The sequence below is a fragment of the Mycobacterium zoologicum genome (genome assembly GCF_020181635.2).
Lineage (GTDB): Bacteria > Actinomycetota > Actinomycetes > Mycobacteriales > Mycobacteriaceae > Mycobacterium > Mycobacterium zoologicum.
This window is the reverse complement of sequence record NZ_JAYJJS010000012.1, coordinates 64,480-81,923: the sequence shown is the minus strand read 5'-3', so window position 1 is coordinate 81,923 and position 17,444 is coordinate 64,480. Positions and strand designations below refer to the sequence as shown.

The following is a 17,444-nucleotide window of genomic DNA, read 5'->3' as shown; positions in this document are numbered from 1 at the left end:
ATAAATTACTCAGTTAAGCCGGAGATTCACCTCGGTTAAAGAAATGTTGCCGACCTTTCACGGGATATCGAATTCCGTTAAGGATTGGCTCCCGGCCGCTAAAAAAGCGTTACCGACCGACTTTCTCTGTGGAATTCCTGCCATGCTTCACGGCATCGGTACGGCTTCCAGCAAGGAGGATGCATGTCTTTTGTAAAAGCGCTCCCCGAGGCAATGACATCCGCTGCGACCCAACTGGCGGGCATCGGCGAAGCACTGACCGCCGCGAACGGCTCTGCGCTGGCCCCGACCACCGTGATCGCGCCGGCCGGCACTGACCCGATTTCGCAGCTGCAGGCCACGCTGTTCTCCACCTACGGCAACCTCTACCAGTCGATCAGCGACCAGGCGGCCGCCGTCCACCAGCAGCTGGTGACGGTTCTGGGGCAGAACGCCGGTGCCTACTCCTCGGCCGAGGCGACCAACCAGACCACGACGTCGCTGGACACCGCGATCCAGAGCCTGTTGACCGACATCCTCGGTGTGCCGACCAGCGGCAGCAGTTCGTTGCTGTCGGGCAACCTGGCCAACATCGGAAACATCGGGACGGGCAACTGGGCGTCGGCCTGCTCGGCCCTGCTCGGCATGGCCGGTGGTGGTCTCCTGGACTTTCCCGAGGAAGTCGCCGCCGAGGCCGGCGCCGGCCTGGTCGGATTCGACCAGGCGATGCTGGCCGGGGCCGTCGCACCTGCCGCTATGGGTGTCGCGCCGGTGGCAGCCGGCGTTGCGCAGGCCGGCACGCTCGGCGCCATGTCGGTCCCGCCTGGCTGGGCGGGCGAGGGCGTGGCGGCCGCACCCGCCGCTCGCCTGGCCGCCGCGAGCATGGTCACCGCGCACCCCGCGGCGGGCATGGCGGCCGTACCTGCAGTCATGCCGTCTGCGGGATCGGGCGGCGGCGTGGGGAGATTGGGCACGCCACGCTACGGCGACAAGCCCACCGTCATGCCCAAGCCGACCGCCGTCTAGCGGCCCGACCACCGACCAGAACGGGATAGACGAAGATGCCTTTCGATTTCGGAGCATTGCCGCCGGAGATCGTGTCCGCATGGATGTACAGCGGAGCCGGTTCCGCTCCGCTGATGTCGGCGGCCTCGGCCTGGAACAGCCTGGCCGCCGAGTTGGAGTCGACGGCGGCGGCGGCGCACTCGGTGATCTCGGAACTGTCGGGCGAGCAGTGGACCGGGCCGGCTTCGGCGGCGATGACCACCGCCGTCACGCCCTATCTGGCCTGGCTGCAGACCACCGCCGCAGCCGCGCAACAAGCGAGCTCGCAGGCGATGGCCTCAGCCGGCGCATTCGAGGCCGCCCGCGCAGCGGTCGTGCCCCCACCGGTGATCGTCGCCAATCGAAGCCAGCTGGCGATGCTGGTGGCGTCGAACCTGTTGGGGCAGAACACCCCGGCGATCCTCGCCACCGAGGCCCACTACATGCAGATGTGGGCACAGGACACCCTGGCCATGTTCGGCTACAGCAGCTCGTCGGCGATGGCGGCCGAGCTGTCGCCGATGACTCCGGCGCCGCAACCCTCCAACCCGATCGGATCGGCCGTCGCCAGCGCCACTGCCGCCGGCGGATTCCAGGAGGAGCTGGCCCAGGCCATCACGGCGCTACAGGGCACCCTGCAGACGGCCGCCGCACCGGTGGGATCCGGGAGCACACTCGACCTGCTGCTCGGCACCCCGTTGATCGGCAACGCCATCAACGGCGGCGTGAACACCGCGGCGTGGTTCGTCTGCACCGCCATCCCGACGGCGGTCTCGCTGGGCCACACCCTGGCGCTGGCGGGTCCGGCCACCCTGGCATCCGATGTCACGGGTGTCGAGGGACTTGCGGCCGGGTTGGGTTCGGGGGTGCTGGCAGGCATGGTGCAACCGGCCGGCGCGGTGGCATCCGGTGCGGCACCGGTGCTGGCAAGCCTCGGTCAGGCGTCTGCAGTCGGCGGGGTGTCGGTACCGGGTGCCTGGTCGGCCGCAGCAGGAACCGAGGTCGCGGCATCGAGCGGATCGGGCTGGACGGGCGTCACAGAAGAGGCCGCTCCGCTGCACGCGGTACCGGCCGGGATGGGGTCGGCGGGCGCGGCGGGACGTTCCGGCCTCGGCCTGGGCACCCCCCGCTACGGCGTCAAACCGACAGTGATGCCCAAACAGGTGTTTGTGTAACCGCTGCCGGGGCCGCGCCCGGGCCGCTGCCCAGTTCGCCGCTGACGGCGGGGACTTCGCCGTCCGGCCGGGCCTCCGGAACGCGTGCCGGTGGACGCTTGTGCCCCGGGCAGGTGCGGTAACGGATGCAGCCGCAGTTGAGGCCGACGATGCAGGCCTGCGGACCGGGCGCAGAGAGCACCTGACTGACGGGAGCGGTCACCTCGGTGATGCCCGCCGGAAACGGACCGAAACCACCGAGCCCAACCGCCAAAACCGCGCCGACGGCGAGCCCCGCGGACGCCATCCTGCCGAAATGCTTCATCACTTGTCCCAAGTGTTTCGTTCATGTTACGTCTTGCTGGCAACGCTACGCCGCCACCCTGGCAGCACCCTGAGTTCCTGGCCGGACCCTGAGATGCCAATTCGGGACAAATTAATCGACACGCAATTTAAAACGAAAAACAATTTGAGCGCAAAAATACGCGAGAATAACAGCGTCGGCGATTTAATCCAACGCGCTACGTAAATATTTCTCGGCCACCGCCCGATCAGCCGCCTGCGGCAGGACCACACAGAAAACGTCGTCGACCGTCGATCCCCGGGTGGTGGCCTTAGCCCACACGATGTCGATTCCCGCCCCCTCCAGTGCGGCCGCCAGCCGGGCCAATAGGCCGGGCCGATCAGCGGCGCGGACTTCGACGATGGAGCGGCCCGGGGCGCTGTCGAACCACACGATGCGAGGCGGGGCCGTCAGGTCGCTCGCCGGAACCCCTGCGACATCGCCGGAGGCCATCCGGCAGGACTCGCGTGGGCGCTGTTGTAGCGCGGCAGCGACGTCGATGCCGTCGGCGAGGGCCAGACCGAACTGCTCGCAGATCAGCTCCGCAGCCGGCGGCGGGCCGAAGTACGGCGACACCACGAACTCGGTGACCACCGTCTCGTGGGCGATGTTGACCGTCGCCGCGTGGACGCACAGCGAGTTCAGCGCCAACACACCGGCGGCCTTGGACAGTAGACCGCGCTGGTGCGGGGCGATCATGTTCACGCGATAGCCGCGCCCGCCTTCGTCGGCGCGCAGCTCCACAGAAACCTCGCGCGCCGTCGCCACGTATTCGGCGGGGATCGGGTCGGCCTGCGGCAGCGGCTCGCCGGCCATCACCAGGCGGCACCGTCGAACGAGGTCGGCGACCAGCGACGCCTTCCAGTCGCTCCACATCGCCGGCCCGGTAGCCACCGAATCGGCTTCGGTCAGGGCGTGCAACACCTCCAGCAGCACCACGTCCCCGCCCAGCGCTGCGGCGACACCGGCGATGACGTCGGGGTCATTGAGGTCATGGCGGACGGCGACGTCGCACAGCAGCAGGTGGTGGGTCACCAGCGTGGCGAGCATCGCGACATCACACGGCCACAGGCCCAGCCGGGCGCCGATCGCGGTGACCAGCTGGGCGCCGACAAGGCTGTGATCAGCACCGCTGCCCTTGCCGATGTCGTGTAGCAGGGCGGCGAGCACCAGCAGGTCAGGGCGCGCCACCGCGGTGGTGAACGCCGCAGCCCGGGCCGCCGTCTCGATCAGATGCCGGTCGACGGTCCAGATGTGGACGGGATCGCGCGGCGGCAGGTCGCGTACCGCCGCCCATTCCGGAAACAGCCGGCCCCACAGTCCCCCGCGATCGAGTGCCTCGACGGTAGGCACCATCGCCGGACCCGCGGACAGCAGTACCAACAGGTCGTCGAGCGCCTCCCGCGGCCACGGTACGGGCAGCTCGGGTGCCTCGTGGGCCAGCCGGTTCACGGTGTCTGCCGCGATGGGCAATCCGGTGGCGGCGGACGCGGCCGCGACGCGCAGGAGCAACCCCGGATCCCGCTCTGGCCGGACGTCGCGAGCCAGGATCACCTCGCCGGCGTACTCGACCACGCCGTCGTCCAGCGGACGCCGCAGCCGTGGCCGCACCGCCGACATCCCGCGTCGGGGAAGCGCGTTGGCTGCGATGCGCAGGCCTGCGTCGACGCGGCAATTGATGGTGCGGGCCGCATCGGAGAGGCTGCGGGACAGCTCGTAGCGGTCGCCGATGTGTAGCGCCTCGCCGATCTGGTCGGCGTACTGGGCCGGCAACAGATCGTGGCCACTGCCCGAGATGCGGTGCAGCTCGGTGCGCACATCGAGCAGACGCACATAGGCCTCAGTCACCGAGCCTCCGAGCATCTGGGCACGGCGAACGGTCGCACGGTCGGCAAGTTGTGCCAGTGCCAGTGCATTGAGCAGCTGAACGTCGCGTAATCCACCCCGTCCGCTTTTCAGATCGGGTTCCCCGCGATGCGCCACGTCTCCGCTCCGCTGCCAGCGCGCGTGTGTCGTCTCGACGAGTTCGCCGAAGCGGGAAGCGATTCCGTGCCGCCATTGGTGGCGGACGTCCCGGACGAGCTGCTCCGACAGGTGCTCGTCTCCGGCGATGTGGCGGGCGTCGAGCATGCCCAGGTCGGCGAGTAGATCAGCACCGGCAACCTCGACGGCCTCGGCCACGGTGCGCACACTGTGGTCGAGCCGAACACGGGCGTCCCACAGCGGGTACCACAGCAGCGCGGCGACGTCCTCGACGGCGCCGGCGGGCTTGTCGTCATGCAGCAGCAGCAGATCCACGTCCGAATGCGGGAGGAATTCGCACCGCCCCAGCGAACCGGTCGCCACGATCGCGAAACCGCTGCCGGCCACCACGCCGATCTCGGCCGCCCTGGCGGTCAGCCAGTTCTCATGCAGGTGCCGCCAGGCGTCGCGCAAAGCTGCGGAATCCAGCCGGCCCGCGGCCTGCGACCGAAACGCGGCCCGCGCCTCCGACAGATCCACGCGCGTCATCGTGTTTCGCCACGATCAACTCGGGTCGAATCTCATAGGGCATCGACTCCCAGTTCACCGGTGCGTACCCGCATCACGGTCTCCACCGGGGTCACCCACACCTTGCCGTCGCCGATCTTGCCGGTGCGGGCCGCACGCGCGATGATGTCCAGAATCCGTTCCACCGCAGCGTCATCGACGAGGACCTCGACCCGCAGTTTGGGTACGAAGTCGACCGAGTACTCGGCTCCCCGGTAGACCTCGGTGTGTCCCTTCTGCCGCCCGTAGCCCCGGACCTCACTGACCGTCATGCCCTGCAGGCCCGCCTGCTCCAACCCGGTCCTGATTTCCTCCAACGTGAACGGCTTCACGATCGCGGTGATCAGCTTCATACTCTCTTCTCTCTTCGGCGAAGTGGGTTGATACCGGGCTGGCGGCCACCGCAAAGTCATAACCGCTCTCGGCGTGCAGTGCTTCGTCAATACCCGAGGCTTCGGCTTCGGCGTCCACCCTAAGTCCGACGGTGAGTTTGACGATCCACGCCACGATGACCGTTCCGATCGCGGAATAGGCCGCGACGCTGCACGCGCCGATGATCTGACGCCACAACTGCTGGGCACCCCCGCTGTACAGCAGCCCGGGCGACACGCCGGACCCACCGGCGATGGCGGAGGTGGCGGGAGCCGCCAGGAAACCCACCAGCCCCGTGCCGACGACGCCGCCGACCAGGTGAACACCGACGACATCAAGCGAATCATCCAGTCCGAAGCGGTATTTCAGGCCCACCGCCAAGGCGCAGGCGATGCCGGACACCGCGCCGATAGCCAGGGCGCCGACGACGTTCACCGAGGCACACGCCGGGGTGATACCCACCAGCCCGGCCACAATGCCCGACGCGGCACCCAGTGATGTCGCATGCCCGTCGCGGATTCGCTCGGCCAACAACCAGCCGAGCATGGCCGCGGCGGCCGCGATCGTGGTGGTCAGAAACGTCGACCCCGCGACTCCATTGGCACTGACCGCAGAACCGGCGTTGAAGCCGTACCAGCCGAACCAGAGCAGAGCGGCACCGAGCATCACCAACGGCAGGTTGTGGGGCCGCATCGCCATCGGCCAGCCGCGGCGGCGGCCCAGCATGATCGCGAGCACCAGTGCTGCGGTGCCAGCGTTGATATGCACCGCGGTGCCGCCGGCGAAGTCAATGGCATGCAGCTTGTTGGCGATCCAGCCGCCGTGCGCGGCGGTGGCGCCGTCGAACGCGAACACCCAGTGCGCCACCGGAAAGTACACGATGCTCACCCACAGGGCGGCGAACATCAGCCAGCTGCCGAACTTCATCCGGTCGGCGACCGCCCCGGAGATCAACGCCACCGTGATGATGGCGAACATCAGCTGAAACGCGACGAAGACGTTCTCCGGCACTGTGCCGACGATCGGAATCTGCACGGCCGCAGCGCCTCCGTCCGGGCCGGCGGGCACCGCGTTGACTCCGATGAGGCCCTTGAGGCCCCAGTAGTCGCTCGGGCGCCCCATTACATTGCCGACGTCGTCACCGAAGGCCACCGAGTATCCGTAGAGCACCCACAGCACGGTCACCACACCCATCGCGGTGACACTCATCATGATCATGTTCAGCACGCTTTTGACACGCACCATGCCGCCGTAGAAGAACGCCAGACCCGGCGTCATCAGCAGCACCAGAGTGGCGCTGATCAGCATCCACGCGGTATCGCCGGTGTCCGGCACCCCGGTAAGCGGATGACCATCCAAGAGCCCAACCCCTCTCGCCGACGCGACTGCCCGCTTCGCGGACCACGTTGCTCATACAATGCGTAGAGGTTGTTTCGGTTGCAGCGCCGCGTTGTTGCGGCCATGTCACAAGCTGCTCACAGGTACGGCGGCGACTACAGCCGGCTCAGCGCCAGCTTCGCCGCATTGACTCCGCACATCCCGTGCGCGCCGGGACCCGGCGGGGTTGCCGCTGAACAGATGTATCTGCCGGGGATTCCGGTGTCATACGGCGACAGGGTCACTCGCGGCCCAAACATCAACTGGCGGAGGTCCTTTGCACCGGTCATGATGTCTCCACCGATGTAGTTTGCGTTGTATGCCGCCATCTCGGCGGTGTTGCGCACCGTCTGACCGACCACGCGGTCGGCGAAACCTGGTGCGAACCGCTCGATCTGGGCGATGATCGCGGCGGTGGCGTCGCCGGTGTAGCCGGTGGGCACATGCGCATAGGTCCACACCGGGTGCACGTCGCCGACGGATCGTTGGGGGTCGGCCAGATACTGCTGGCCGACCAACACGAAGGGCCGCTGCGGCATGCGTCCGGCATGGACATCGCGTTCGGTGGCTTCGAGCTCGGCGTGCGTCCCGGCCAAGTGAACCGTCCCCGCCCGCCGGGCATCCGGATTGACCCATGGCACACCGCCTTCGACGGCGAAGTCCACTTTGAAGGCGCCGGGTCCGCGCCGGAAGCGACGGTAGGCGCGCGCGACCCGGGCGGGCAGCCGGTCACCGAGAATGCCCGCGACCGCCTCAGGCGCCAGGTCGAACATCGTCACGTCCGCAGGCGGCAACTGTGCGGCGGACTCCACCCGCACCCCGGTCTCGATGGTGCCACCCAGATCGGTGAGCGCTGCGGCCATCGCATCGGCGATCGCCTGCGATCCACCAGCGGCCACCGCCCATCCGTGCCGGTGCCCGGCGGTCAGAATGCCCAACCCGATCGCCGAGGTCATCGGGTAGTGCAACGGCCGAAAGGCATGTGCGGCAACGCCAATGAACAAGGCCCTGGCTTGGGCGCTCCGAAACCAGCGGGCCAGGGCCGATGCGGGCAGCGTGGTGGGCGCGCCGAATCGGGCCAGGGTCAGCGGGTGGTGTGGCACCCGCAGCAGCGGGCCCATGATGTCGTCGTTGAGGGCATCGAAGCGGGCGACCGGGCGGTCGAACAGCGCATGCCAACGGCGGCCGTCGCGGCCCAGCCCGTCTGCGGTCTGATCGACCGAGCGGTAGAGCACCCCGGCAGAGCCGCCGTCGAGTGGGTGGGCACAGTCGATCTGCGGCCAGCGCCACGCCAAGCCGTAGCGCTGCAGGTCCAGCCCGGACAGGAACGGTGAGCCCACGGCCATCGGGTGGATCGCCGAGCAGTGGTCATGCAACAGGCCCGGCAGGATCGCCTCACCGCTGCGGGTGCCGCCACCCACCTGGTCGGCGGCTTCGAGCACGCTGACCTGCAGGCCCTGCTGCGCCAGGGTTACGGCGGCGGCCAGCCCGTTGGGCCCGCTGCCCACCACAATCGCCGTACTCACGTCGTCCCCATGATTTTCGGAGCGTACCGATCGACCCCATCGAAGTCGCCCGAAACCCTCTACCGAGGATATCTCTGTTCGAATAGAATATTCCTCGTGGCGGGACCTACTGCGCGAGACAGGCTGCTGGAAGCGGCACGGATTCGCTTCGCCGCGAGCGGGACACTGACCCCGACCCTGGAAGAGATCCGGCAGCAGGCCGGCGTCAGCGTGGGCGCCCTGTACCACCACTTTCCGGACAAGGCCGCACTGGCGGCCGCGGTGTACGCCCGGGTGATGGCCGACTACCAGGCCGGGTTCCTCATGATGCTGCGCAGGCAGGCGACCGCCGAAGGAGGGATTCGCGGCGGCGTCGAGCACCATCTGCGCTGGGTTGCGGCACACCGCGGCGAGGCCGAACTGCTGCTGGGCGACCGACTCGACAGCCCGGAGCTGCGGAAATCCAACACAGAATTCTTCGGCGCGGTCCGGGACTGGTGGCGCCCCCACCAGAGCTATGGTGCGCTGCGGCCCCTGCAGACCCCGATCACCGCCGCGCTCTGGTTCGGACCGGCTCAGGAGTTCAGCCGGCACTGGCTGGCAGGCCACGCGGCGAAACTTCCGCGCGGCGCCATCACCACCTTCGCCGACGCGGCGTGGGCGACGTTGCGCGGCAAACCGGAGGAGGATCCATGACCGAATCCCTATACGACCGATTGATCGCCGAGGGCGATGCGCCGGACGCGCCGGTGCGGGTCCACGTGGAGCATCGTGGTGACCGGGCGGTGGTGACGTTGCACGAGCCCGGCCGGCTCAACGTGCTATCGGCGCCGCTGGTGCGCCAACTGCGGCGCGCGCTGATCGCCTTGGACGCCGACCCCGGCGTCCGCGCCGTGGTGCTGACCGGCACCGATCCCGGATTCAGTGCCGGCGGCGACCTGAAGATGATGTCCGCGGTCACCGAGGGGCGAAATGACCCGGCGCCGGAGGGCGTCGCCGACGTGTGGCGGTGGATTCGCCGCGAGTTCGGCGGTGTCGCGCGGCTCATCGCCGGATCGGACACCATCTTCATCGCCGCACTCAATGGTGCCGCCGCGGGTGTCGGCCTCGCGTGGGCACTGACCTGCGATCTGACCATCGCCGGCGATCGTGCGGTGATCGTGCCCGCCTTCGGCCGCCTGGGCCTGCTTCCGGAGGTGGGCACCAGCTGGGCGTTGACCCGGCGGCTCGGCTACCAGGGCGCGTTGGCCTACTACCTGCGCGGCGAGCCGATCGATGCCCACAGCGCGCAACAGCTCGGCCTGGTGCATGAAGTCGTCCCCCATGACCAGCTCGTGGCGGCCGCCGACCAGTGGTGTTCGCGGGTGGCGGCGATGCCGTCGCACGCCACGGCCATGGTCAAACCGCTGCTGCGCGCGGCCGCCGACGCCGGCTGGAACGAGGCCCTAGCGCTGGAGGAGTTCGCCGAACCCGTCTGTTTCAGCACCGCCGCGTTCGCCGACAACGTGCGGACCATGCTGGCCGGACAGCGCTAAGCGGGCGCCCCCGGAGTGCCGCCGGCCCCACCGGCACCGCCGGTGCCGTCGACGTTGGGGCTGCCGGGCAGCCCCGGGCCACCGGTTACACCACCGGTTGCCCCGCCGTTGCCGCCACGGCCGCCGTCACCGCCGGCGCCGACGCTTGCGTCACCGCCGTTGCCGCCGTCGCCACCGCGGCCACCCACGCTGCCCACCTGGTCGGCGGCAGCGCCGCCCTTGCCGCCGTCGCCACCGTTAGCGCCGACCCTGCCGCTGCCGCCGGCCCCACCGGCACCGCCGGCGCCGCCGTTACCGCCGGTCGCACCGGTGCCTCCGGCCCCGCCGTTGCCGCCGTCGCCGCCGGCACCTCCGGTGCCCATCGGGTTGGTCAGGCCGGCGCCGCCTGCGCCACCCGCGCCGCCATCACCGTCGTCTCCAGCCTTCCCCAGTGCGCCGACCCATCCGGCTTTGGCGCCCGCGGCCCCGGCACTTCCACCGCTACCGCCGTCGCCGGCGTTGCCGCCCATCGGCTGGGAAGCCGTTCCGTCGCTGCCGGTCGCCCCGACCCCGCCAACACCGCCGTCACCACCGTTTCCGCTGGATCCCAGGAACCACCCGGCGTTGCCGCCGACGCCGCCGTTGCCGGCGTTGCCGCCGTTCAACGCGGTCACGAGATTTCCGTTGACACCCGCCCAGCCGGATCCGCCCTGACCACCGGTGCCGCCGAAGCCCCAGCTGGCCAGCGCGTTGCCACCGCTGCCGCCGTCGCCGCCGTCGTGCGCCACCAGGTTGGTGCCGTTGAAGGTGTCATGGAAGCCGGTGCCGCCCTGACCGCCGATGCCGCCATCGCCGTAGAACAGGCCACCGTTGCCGCCCTGGCCACCGTCAGCGGCCTCGATCACGGTGCCGTCGGCGGCGAGGTAGGCGGCGGCACCTTGGCCGCCCATGCCTCCGTTGCCGAACAGTCCGGCGTCACCGCCGGCCCCGCCGATGCCACCGTTGACTCCGGCCACCCCGGCCGCGCCGGTGCCGCCGTCGCCGAACAGGAAGCCGCCGTCACCGAGGTTGCCCAGGCCCAGCCAACCGAACAGCGAGGTGTTGGCGCCGGTGAAGCCGTCGACGCCGTCACCGATCAGGTCGCGACCGAACATCAGCACCCACGGGGTGTTGATCAGATCGATCGTGAGCTGGTTACCGGCGTCGTGCAGCCAGTCCTCCACCATGCTGTGGATCGGCGTGTAGAACCAGTCCTGGTAGAGGTCGGCCCAGTCGCCCGGCGAGAACGCATTGAAGTCGACCGAGCCGATGTCGAACGGTTCGGCGGCGGCCAGGCCGATCTCACCGGCGTCGAAGTTGGCCGGTTCCACAGCGGCGGGCTCGAAGGCGGCCGGATCAAACCAGGTGCTGGGGTCCAGGAAGTCGAAGTCCGCCTGCGCCGACGGTGCCACCGCGAGTGGCGTCAACGCAAGGGCCAGTGCGGCGACGGCGCAGGCGAGCGCACGTCCCACACGATCACGACGCTTCATTGTCGAACGACCTTTCTTCAGGAGTCGAGGCCGAGGGCGTCGGCGATCGGGGACAGGTCGACGTTGGTGTCCAACGGAGCGCCCTGGGGGTCGGTGGCCATCGCCGGTGCGCCCCACCACGAACCGGTGTCCTGGACGTCGAAGAAGACGCGCTCCGCCGCGGCCCACAAGGTGGAGAACGGCTCCTCCGACAGGAATCCGCCCGGAATGTAGGTCTTCGGGTCAGCCAATTCCTTGAACGCGTCCTGAACGCCCTGGTTCCAGGCGTTGGCCAGGGCGGAGCTGATGTCCGACAGGCTGATGTTGCTGGGCAACAGGTTCCAGCTGATGGTGGTCGGCACGTTGGCGGGCCCCTGGTTCCAGCCTTCGGTCAGGCTGCCGTAGCCCAGGTTCACCAGAATGCGCATGGTCGGTTCCAGCAACGCGGCCAGCGGGCTGCCCCAGGACGGGTTGAGCCGCAACAGATCCAGCAACGGCAGACTCTCGGTGGGGATCATGTAGTAGTTGGTCGGGCTGCTGGGGTCGGTGGTGTCCAGTTCGATCGCGTTCGCGATGTCACTGGGGCTCAGTCCCAGGTACCCGTTGTGCAGCAAGAGCATGCCGGCGAGGGCATTGAGTGTCGCCAGCAGGTTCAGCGGATACTTCGGAAAGTCGGCGTACCCGTCGTACTCCATCGTGTAGACGTCGGTGGAGAAGTAGTCCGGCGTGGGGTGCCCCAGGGTCAGCCCGGTCAGGAAGCTGACGTCGCCGCCGGTGAAATTCATCATTTCGACCAGGCCGCCGTTGGGGTTGGCGGTATTGCCGACCAACACGAAGTGAACGTCTTCGGCGGACACACCTTGGTGGTGGAGTTGTTCCATGGTCATCGACGACATCGCGGAGCTCTGCGAGTAGCCGAAGACGTACACCGGATTTTCGGCGTTCACTTGTCCGGTGGCGATCTCTTTGCTGATCGCATCGGCAAGTATCTGCGCCCCTTCGACTTCGGAGACGTTTCCGGGAAAGTACAACTGCGGCGTGAAAAGCGATTGTGGCGTCCCGGTGAAACCGTGCGGCTGCAGATAAAACAGGTTGGCGGCGTTCACATAACCGTCCGACGGCAACGGAACACCGCTGCCGCCCATCACGAACGCGGTACCGCCCCCGGTCAGCTCCACTGCCGAAGCCGATGCAGCGGATGCCGTTGGGGTCAAAGGCGAAGCGCGGAATACTCCGGCCACGCCGGCAAGCACAGCTAGAGCGGTTAGGCAGCTCAGCAATACGCGAACACGGCGCAGCGCAGCCGCACCATCAATGACAGTCATCGCAGCCACGCCTTCCAAGAGAACTGCTAACGGCGGATCTGCGACCGAACCGTTATTCAATCGAAATTGAACCACCCACAACAGTTTTAGTCAGTCGTTCCGCCGAAAGGCAACCAAGCTGACATAACCCGATGCTGCCGGACATCGTGATAATCCCGCGATGTCCCCGCCCCATCCCTCGCCCGCGTCCGGATGCCGCACCGTGCCCGCGTAAGGTGTCGGCGTGGATATCAACGGAGCGAGCGCGATCGTCACCGGTGGCGCGTCAGGAATCGGTGCGGCAACTGCGCGTCAGTTGGCTGCCAAGGGAGCCCGGGTCGTCGTCGCCGACCTGCAGGCGGACAAGGGCGAGGCACTGGCCCACGAGATCGGCGGCGTGTTCGTCCCGGTCGACGTGACCAGCACCGACCAGATCATCGACGCCGTCAACACAGCCGCCGACCTCGGCCCGCTGCGGGCACTGGTGAACTCGGCCGGCGTCGGCTGGGCTCAGCGCACCATCGGCAAGGACGGCGAGTTCGAGTCGGCGCACAAGCTGGACCTCTACAAGAAGGTCATCGACATCAACCTGGTCGGCACCTTCGACTGCATCCGGATCGCGGCCACCGCGATGAGCCGCAACGAGCTCACCGACACCGGCGAACGCGGTGCGATCGTCAACATGACCAGCGTCGCGGCGTTCGACGGCCAGATCGGCCAGGCCGCCTACTCGTCGTCCAAGGGCGGCGTCGTAGGCCTGACCCTGCCGGTGGCCCGGGACCTTTCGGCGGTCGGCATCCGCGTGAACACCGTCGCGCCCGGCCTGATCGACACCCCGATCTACGGGGAAGGTGAAGCCTCCGAGGCCTTTAAGGCCAAGCTCGGTCAGTCCGTGCTGTTCCCGCACCGACTGGGCAAGCCCGACGAACTGGCGTCCATGGTGATCGAGTTGATCACCAACTCCTACATGAACGCCGAAGTCGTCCGCGTGGACGGCGGTATCCGGATGCCACCCAAGTAGCAGCTTTCCGTCTAGCCGAAGGCCCCCGTTTCGACGGGGGCCTTCTGGGTGTCAGGGAGTCGGATTCGACTGTTCGATCCGCTCGACCGCCGCTTCCAGCAGCTCGCTCGGGCTGACCTCGCCTTGGCGACCAGCTCCGCCTGCGCAGTGGCGTCCATCCACCGGGTCTGAGCCGCAAGACCACTCATGACTTCCGGTTCTACCACGACCGGAGCTCGATCACGTCCGCACTTCGCGGCTACCCGCGACGCTGGACACCCTGACCGGCGTGACGGGTGGCGCCCCAGAGCCCAACGCCGATGCCGACGATCGCTCCACCGAGGCCGATGATCTGCTGGCCGCGCTTGAGGTCGGCGTGCACGCTCATCCCGCCCAGCAGATCGGCCGCGTCTGCACCACCGGAAGCCAGGAACCAGCCGCGGGTATCTCGGCCACGCACGGCTGCATACAGCAACAGGCCCCCGATCAGGGCGTCGCGGTAGCCCATCGACCGGAGAAGCAGACGTGCGGAAGGCCCGGGGTCATCCGGTTCTCCCCATATCCTGTTCGCCCGCAGGGGGTCGACCAGGAAAGATACGCCCGAGGCCAGCCGGATGCTGCCGGCGACAAGCGCAGCGCGGTCCTTCGCCATGGACCGCAGCCTAATGCGGGGCATCGGTGCCCGGAGTTATTTCCAGGCGAACACCGGTTGCTCGAGTTCATCGACCGGGTCTCCTCGACCCTCCAGGCACAGCCACCGCAATTGCAGCAGCACCGCGCCCGTCGGCGCGTGGATGAGGTCGTTGCCCAACGGGATCTGCACGACCGGACGCGAGCTCTCCGGGATCGAGATGAAGCGCGGGGAGTCGTCGCGTTGCAATTGGTGCAGCCCGACCCGGTAGGCCGCGACCACCTCGTCGGGCGCGGGCCGCGGGTCGAGCCGCCCACCGCCCCAGATCACCACCGGGCTGATGACGTATCCGGAGCGTGTCGGGTAGTCGTCGAGGAGACCCAGCACGGCTGAGCCGGGCAGCCTGATGCCGACCTCCTCATCCAACTCCCGCAGCGCAGCGTCGACGGCGGTTTCGCCGGGATCCAGGCGACCCCCGGGCAACGCCCACTGAGCGGCATGCGAGGTGAGACGAGAAGCTCTGCGGCACAAGAGGAAAGCAGCACCTCCGGACACGTCGACCATGCGGCCGTCGAGTCCCGCCTCCGGCATGGGCCGCCCGCCGATCCAGTCGTCCACGGGCGCAGGGTCGACTCGGTCTTCACCGATCTCGGAGTCCACGATCACCACCGCGACGGCCGCGTGCCGCTTCGACGGGTCCGTCACCGCGCGGCGGTCATGAGCGTCCAGGCGTGCCCGGATCCGCTCTCGCAACGCCTCGTCATAGCTGATCGTCACCCGCTGGGCCCTAGGCAGTTCCGCTTTCAGTGGGCCGCGCTCAGCCGGCGTTGCGCGCCAGGTTGATCGCGTACTCGCTGACGAAATGCCCCGCCGCGGGCTCACCCGAGCCGCAACTGCCGTCGGACTCCCCCACCCGCTTGACCCACAGGTAGGCGTCGGCGTGCTGTCCGGCGGTGTCGGTGGTGGGCGGTGTGCCCAGGGCCCGACCGCTGGGGTTGCACCAGCCGAACGGGTCGCCCTCGGCCGGACCGACACCGTTGCGGGAGGTGTCGATGACGTAGTGCGCTCCGCCCGTCATACCCGAGATCTCTTCGCCGTAACCGGTTTCCTCTTCGGTGGTGAAGTAGTTCGTCGAGTTGAGACTGAAGCCCCGGGCGCGGCCCACACCGGCCTGGTTGAGCCGGTTCGCCATCTCGCCGGCACTGACCCAGCGGGAGTGCCCTGCGTCGACGTAGACCGCGGTGGCCGGGTTGCGGCTCAGCGTGTCCACGGCGTAGCTGATCAGATCGAAGCGCTCCTGGCGCGCGTCACCGGAGAGGCAGTCGGCCATCGCCAGCGCATCGGGCTCGAGGATGATCGCGGCCGGGTTGCCGCCGATTCCGTCGGCGACGCCGTCGACCCAGGCGCGGTAGGACGCGCCTGAGGAGAATCCGCCGGCGGCGTAGCTGCCGCAGTCCCGATGCGGGATCGCGTAGAGCACCAGCACCGGCGTGGCCCCGGCCGCAGCCGCCGCACCGGTGTGGCGGGCCACGGTCGCACCGACCGAGCCGGGCGAGAAGGCCTGGTCAAGCCAGTAGGCCTGGGGGGTGTTGGCTACCCGAGCCAGCTCGGCACTGTCCGGCTGCGCGCTGGAGGCATGCATCGCCTTCGAGATCGGGTCGACATAGAACGGCCTACCGGCCAGCGGGTTGTCCCCGTCGGCCTGGGCCGGACTCGCGCCGGCCAGTGCGGCAACAGCCAAAAACGGGGTAAGGCAGCGCGCAACAGCGCCAAAGAGTGCGGGGGTCACAGGGAAAAATTACCTTACGATCGCCGCGAGGTCACAGGACGGTCACGATCGGCGCATTTCGCTCAGCCCAGCAACGCGTCGACAAACGCCTCCGGCTCGAACGGGGCCAGGTCGTCGGGTCCCTCGCCGAGCCCCACCAGCTTGACCGGGACTCCCAGCTCCTGCTGCACCCGGAAGACGATCCCGCCCTTGGCGGTGCCGTCGAGCTTGGTCAGCACCACCCCGGTGATGTCGACGACGTCGGCGAACACCCGGGCCTGCGCCAGGCCGTTCTGCCCGATGGTGGCGTCGAGCACCAGCAGCACCTCATCGACGGCTGCGCGCTTGGTCACCACCCGCTTGACCTTGCCGAGTTCGTCCATCAGCCCGGTCTTGGTGTGCAGCCGCCCGGCGGTGTCCACGACGACGACATCGGCACCGGATCGCACACCGGTGTCGACGGCGTCGAAAGCCACCGAGGCCGGATCTGCCCCCTCGGGGCCGCGCACGACCTCCGCCCCGACCCGCGCCGCCCAGGTCTGCAACTGGTCGGCGGCAGCGGCCCGGAACGTGTCGGCGGCGCCGAGCACCACCCGCCGGCCGTCGGCCACCAGCACCCGGGCCAGTTTGCCTACCGTGGTGGTCTTGCCGGTGCCGTTGACCCCCACCACCAGCAGCACCGAGGGATGGTCGTCATGCGGCAGCGCCCTGATCGCGCGGTCCAGGCCGGGCTGCAGCTCGCCGATCAGCACGTCACGCAGCACGGCGCGGGCCTCGGCTTCGGTGCGCACCTGACCACCGGCCAGCCGTTCCCGCAGCTGGGCGACCACCGACTCGGTGACGACGGGCCCCAGGTCGGCGACCAGCAGGGTGTCCTCGATGTCCTGCCAGGAGTCGTCGTCCAGGTCGCCACCGCCGAGCAGCCCGAGCACGCTGCGCCCCAACGCATTCTGCGATTTGGCCAACCGGCCGCGCAGGCGCTGCATCCGGCCGTCAACCGGTTCGATGTCGGGTTCGCGAACGGCCTCGGCGGGTGCTTCGGGCAGTGCGACGTCGGTGATCGTGCGCCGGGGGGCGTCGCGGGGCACGGTGGCGTCGTCGCCGACGACCGGGGTCTCGGTGCGGCTGAACTCGATTCCCGTCGACGCGGTGTAGCCGCCGGAGCGGTCCAGGCTCTGCTGTTCTGGGCGTGTTGCGCCCGACAGGCTGATGCGCCGGCGCCGTTGGCGCACCAGGCCGAAGACCAGCGCGGCGATGACGACGAGGGCGACGGCGACCGCTAGGGCGATCCAGAGACCTTCAGACACGCCCGCCATTGTTTCAGGGCCTCGGCGGGCACGGGTTGTCGGTGGTGTTCGGCAGACTGCGACCAAGACGCCTTCGGGCGTAATCTGCAACTACCTGAGCTGCCATCGG

16 protein-coding genes are annotated in these 17,444 nt (G+C 68.7%); 5 read left to right on the top strand and 11 right to left on the bottom strand.

The window, feature by feature from the left end; translation table 11 throughout:
• Nucleotides 1-183: 183 nt before the first annotated feature.
• Entirely contained in the window at nucleotides 184-1,005 is an 822-nt protein-coding gene (locus K6T84_RS11905) for a PPE family protein, SVP subgroup (RefSeq protein WP_225400310.1), read from the top strand.
• A gap of 35 nt (nucleotides 1,006-1,040) precedes the next feature.
• Nucleotides 1,041-2,198 carry a PPE family protein gene (locus K6T84_RS11900; protein WP_225400311.1) on the top strand — a complete coding sequence of 386 codons (1,158 nt, stop codon included), beginning with the start codon at nucleotides 1,041-1,043 and terminating at the stop codon, nucleotides 2,196-2,198.
• Here K6T84_RS11900 and K6T84_RS11895 read toward each other — a convergent pair.
• The 5 genes from K6T84_RS11895 to K6T84_RS11875 all read right to left on the bottom strand — a co-directional run bounded on the left by K6T84_RS11895 (nucleotide 2,161) and on the right by K6T84_RS11875 (nucleotide 8,324).
• Nucleotides 2,161-2,505 (bottom strand): hypothetical protein, encoded by a 345-nt coding sequence (locus K6T84_RS11895; RefSeq protein ID WP_329786684.1) that lies wholly within the window; start codon nucleotides 2,503-2,505, stop codon nucleotides 2,161-2,163. The two genes, K6T84_RS11900 and K6T84_RS11895, sit on opposite strands and share 38 nt — an antisense overlap.
• 180 nt (nucleotides 2,506-2,685) lie before the next feature.
• On the bottom strand, nucleotides 2,686-5,031 hold the full coding sequence (locus K6T84_RS11890; protein ID WP_225400312.1) for a [protein-PII] uridylyltransferase: 2,346 nt from the start codon (nucleotides 5,029-5,031) through the stop codon (nucleotides 2,686-2,688).
• A gap of 32 nt (nucleotides 5,032-5,063) precedes the next feature.
• Entirely contained in the window at nucleotides 5,064-5,402 is a 339-nt protein-coding gene (locus tag K6T84_RS11885) for a P-II family nitrogen regulator (protein WP_224861273.1), read from the bottom strand.
• Nucleotides 5,308-6,729: an ammonium transporter gene (locus K6T84_RS11880; RefSeq protein ID WP_408066099.1), complete on the bottom strand. Its 1,422-nt coding sequence runs from the start codon at nucleotides 6,727-6,729 to the stop codon at nucleotides 5,308-5,310. Before K6T84_RS11880 ends, K6T84_RS11885 begins: the two co-directional genes overlap by 95 nt.
• Nucleotides 6,730-6,914: 185 nt before the next feature.
• Entirely contained in the window at nucleotides 6,915-8,324 is a 1,410-nt protein-coding gene (locus K6T84_RS11875; protein WP_224861277.1) for a phytoene desaturase family protein, read from the bottom strand.
• Nucleotides 8,325-8,420: 96 nt separating this feature from the next.
• On the opposite strand from K6T84_RS11875, the gene K6T84_RS11870 reads away from it, so the two are divergent.
• Nucleotides 8,421-8,999, top strand: a complete 579-nt coding sequence (locus K6T84_RS11870) for a TetR/AcrR family transcriptional regulator (protein ID WP_224861279.1) — start codon at nucleotides 8,421-8,423, stop codon at nucleotides 8,997-8,999.
• Nucleotides 8,996-9,838: an enoyl-CoA hydratase/isomerase family protein gene (locus tag K6T84_RS11865; protein ID WP_225400314.1), complete on the top strand. Its 843-nt coding sequence runs from the start codon at nucleotides 8,996-8,998 to the stop codon at nucleotides 9,836-9,838. The genes K6T84_RS11870 and K6T84_RS11865 overlap by 4 nt, the downstream gene beginning before the upstream one ends.
• Here K6T84_RS11865 and K6T84_RS11860 read toward each other — a convergent pair.
• Together K6T84_RS11860 and K6T84_RS11855 are read right to left on the bottom strand one after the other, a co-directional pair.
• Nucleotides 9,835-11,346 carry a hypothetical protein gene (locus tag K6T84_RS11860; protein WP_225402094.1) on the bottom strand — a complete coding sequence of 504 codons (1,512 nt, stop codon included), beginning with the start codon at nucleotides 11,344-11,346 and terminating at the stop codon, nucleotides 9,835-9,837. The two genes, K6T84_RS11865 and K6T84_RS11860, sit on opposite strands and share 4 nt — an antisense overlap.
• Before the next feature lie 17 nt (nucleotides 11,347-11,363).
• Entirely contained in the window at nucleotides 11,364-12,503 is a 1,140-nt protein-coding gene (locus K6T84_RS11855; RefSeq protein ID WP_224861283.1) for a PE-PPE domain-containing protein, read from the bottom strand.
• 370 nt (nucleotides 12,504-12,873) lie between these two features.
• On the opposite strand from K6T84_RS11855, the gene K6T84_RS11850 reads away from it, so the two are divergent.
• The gene (locus K6T84_RS11850) at nucleotides 12,874-13,650 is read left to right on the top strand and encodes an SDR family NAD(P)-dependent oxidoreductase (protein WP_224861285.1); all 777 of its coding nucleotides are present in this window, start codon (nucleotides 12,874-12,876) and stop codon (nucleotides 13,648-13,650) included.
• A 238-nt stretch (nucleotides 13,651-13,888) separates the two neighbouring features.
• Here the strand turns inward: K6T84_RS11850 and K6T84_RS11845 are convergent, their stop codons facing one another.
• From K6T84_RS11845 to ftsY, 4 genes are all read right to left on the bottom strand, one after another.
• Nucleotides 13,889-14,281, bottom strand: a complete 393-nt coding sequence (locus K6T84_RS11845; RefSeq protein WP_224861287.1) for a DUF4267 domain-containing protein — start codon at nucleotides 14,279-14,281, stop codon at nucleotides 13,889-13,891.
• 36 nt (nucleotides 14,282-14,317) lie between these two features.
• Nucleotides 14,318-15,037: an NUDIX hydrolase gene (locus K6T84_RS11840; protein ID WP_224861289.1), complete on the bottom strand. Its 720-nt coding sequence runs from the start codon at nucleotides 15,035-15,037 to the stop codon at nucleotides 14,318-14,320.
• A gap of 40 nt (nucleotides 15,038-15,077) precedes the next feature.
• Nucleotides 15,078-16,049 carry a glycoside hydrolase family 6 protein gene (locus K6T84_RS11835; RefSeq protein ID WP_224861291.1) on the bottom strand — a complete coding sequence of 324 codons (972 nt, stop codon included), beginning with the start codon at nucleotides 16,047-16,049 and terminating at the stop codon, nucleotides 15,078-15,080.
• Between the two features lie 62 nt (nucleotides 16,050-16,111).
• The gene (gene ftsY, locus K6T84_RS11830; RefSeq protein WP_224861293.1) at nucleotides 16,112-17,335 is read right to left on the bottom strand and encodes a signal recognition particle-docking protein FtsY; all 1,224 of its coding nucleotides are present in this window, start codon (nucleotides 17,333-17,335) and stop codon (nucleotides 16,112-16,114) included.
• Nucleotides 17,336-17,444 lie beyond the last annotated feature (109 nt).

What these genes read in the sequence shown, in the direction of transcription:
- K6T84_RS11905 (WP_225400310.1), top strand. Translation starts at nt 184, where the DNA reads ATGTCTTTTGTAAAAGCGCTCCCCGAGGCAATGACATCCGCTGCGACC.
- K6T84_RS11900 (WP_225400311.1), top strand. Translation starts at nt 1,041, where the DNA reads ATGCCTTTCGATTTCGGAGCATTGCCGCCGGAGATCGTGTCCGCATGG.
- K6T84_RS11890 (WP_225400312.1), bottom strand. Translation starts at nt 5,031, where the DNA reads ATGACGCGCGTGGATCTGTCGGAGGCGCGGGCCGCGTTTCGGTCGCAG.
- K6T84_RS11885 (WP_224861273.1), bottom strand. Translation starts at nt 5,402, where the DNA reads ATGAAGCTGATCACCGCGATCGTGAAGCCGTTCACGTTGGAGGAAATC.
- K6T84_RS11880 (WP_408066099.1), bottom strand. Translation starts at nt 6,729, where the DNA reads ATGCTGATCAGCGCCACTCTGGTGCTGCTGATGACGCCGGGTCTGGCG.
- K6T84_RS11865 (WP_225400314.1), top strand. Translation starts at nt 8,996, where the DNA reads ATGACCGAATCCCTATACGACCGATTGATCGCCGAGGGCGATGCGCCG.
- K6T84_RS11860 (WP_225402094.1), bottom strand. Translation starts at nt 11,346, where the DNA reads ATGAAGCGTCGTGATCGTGTGGGACGTGCGCTCGCCTGCGCCGTCGCC.
- K6T84_RS11845 (WP_224861287.1), bottom strand. Translation starts at nt 14,281, where the DNA reads ATGGCGAAGGACCGCGCTGCGCTTGTCGCCGGCAGCATCCGGCTGGCC.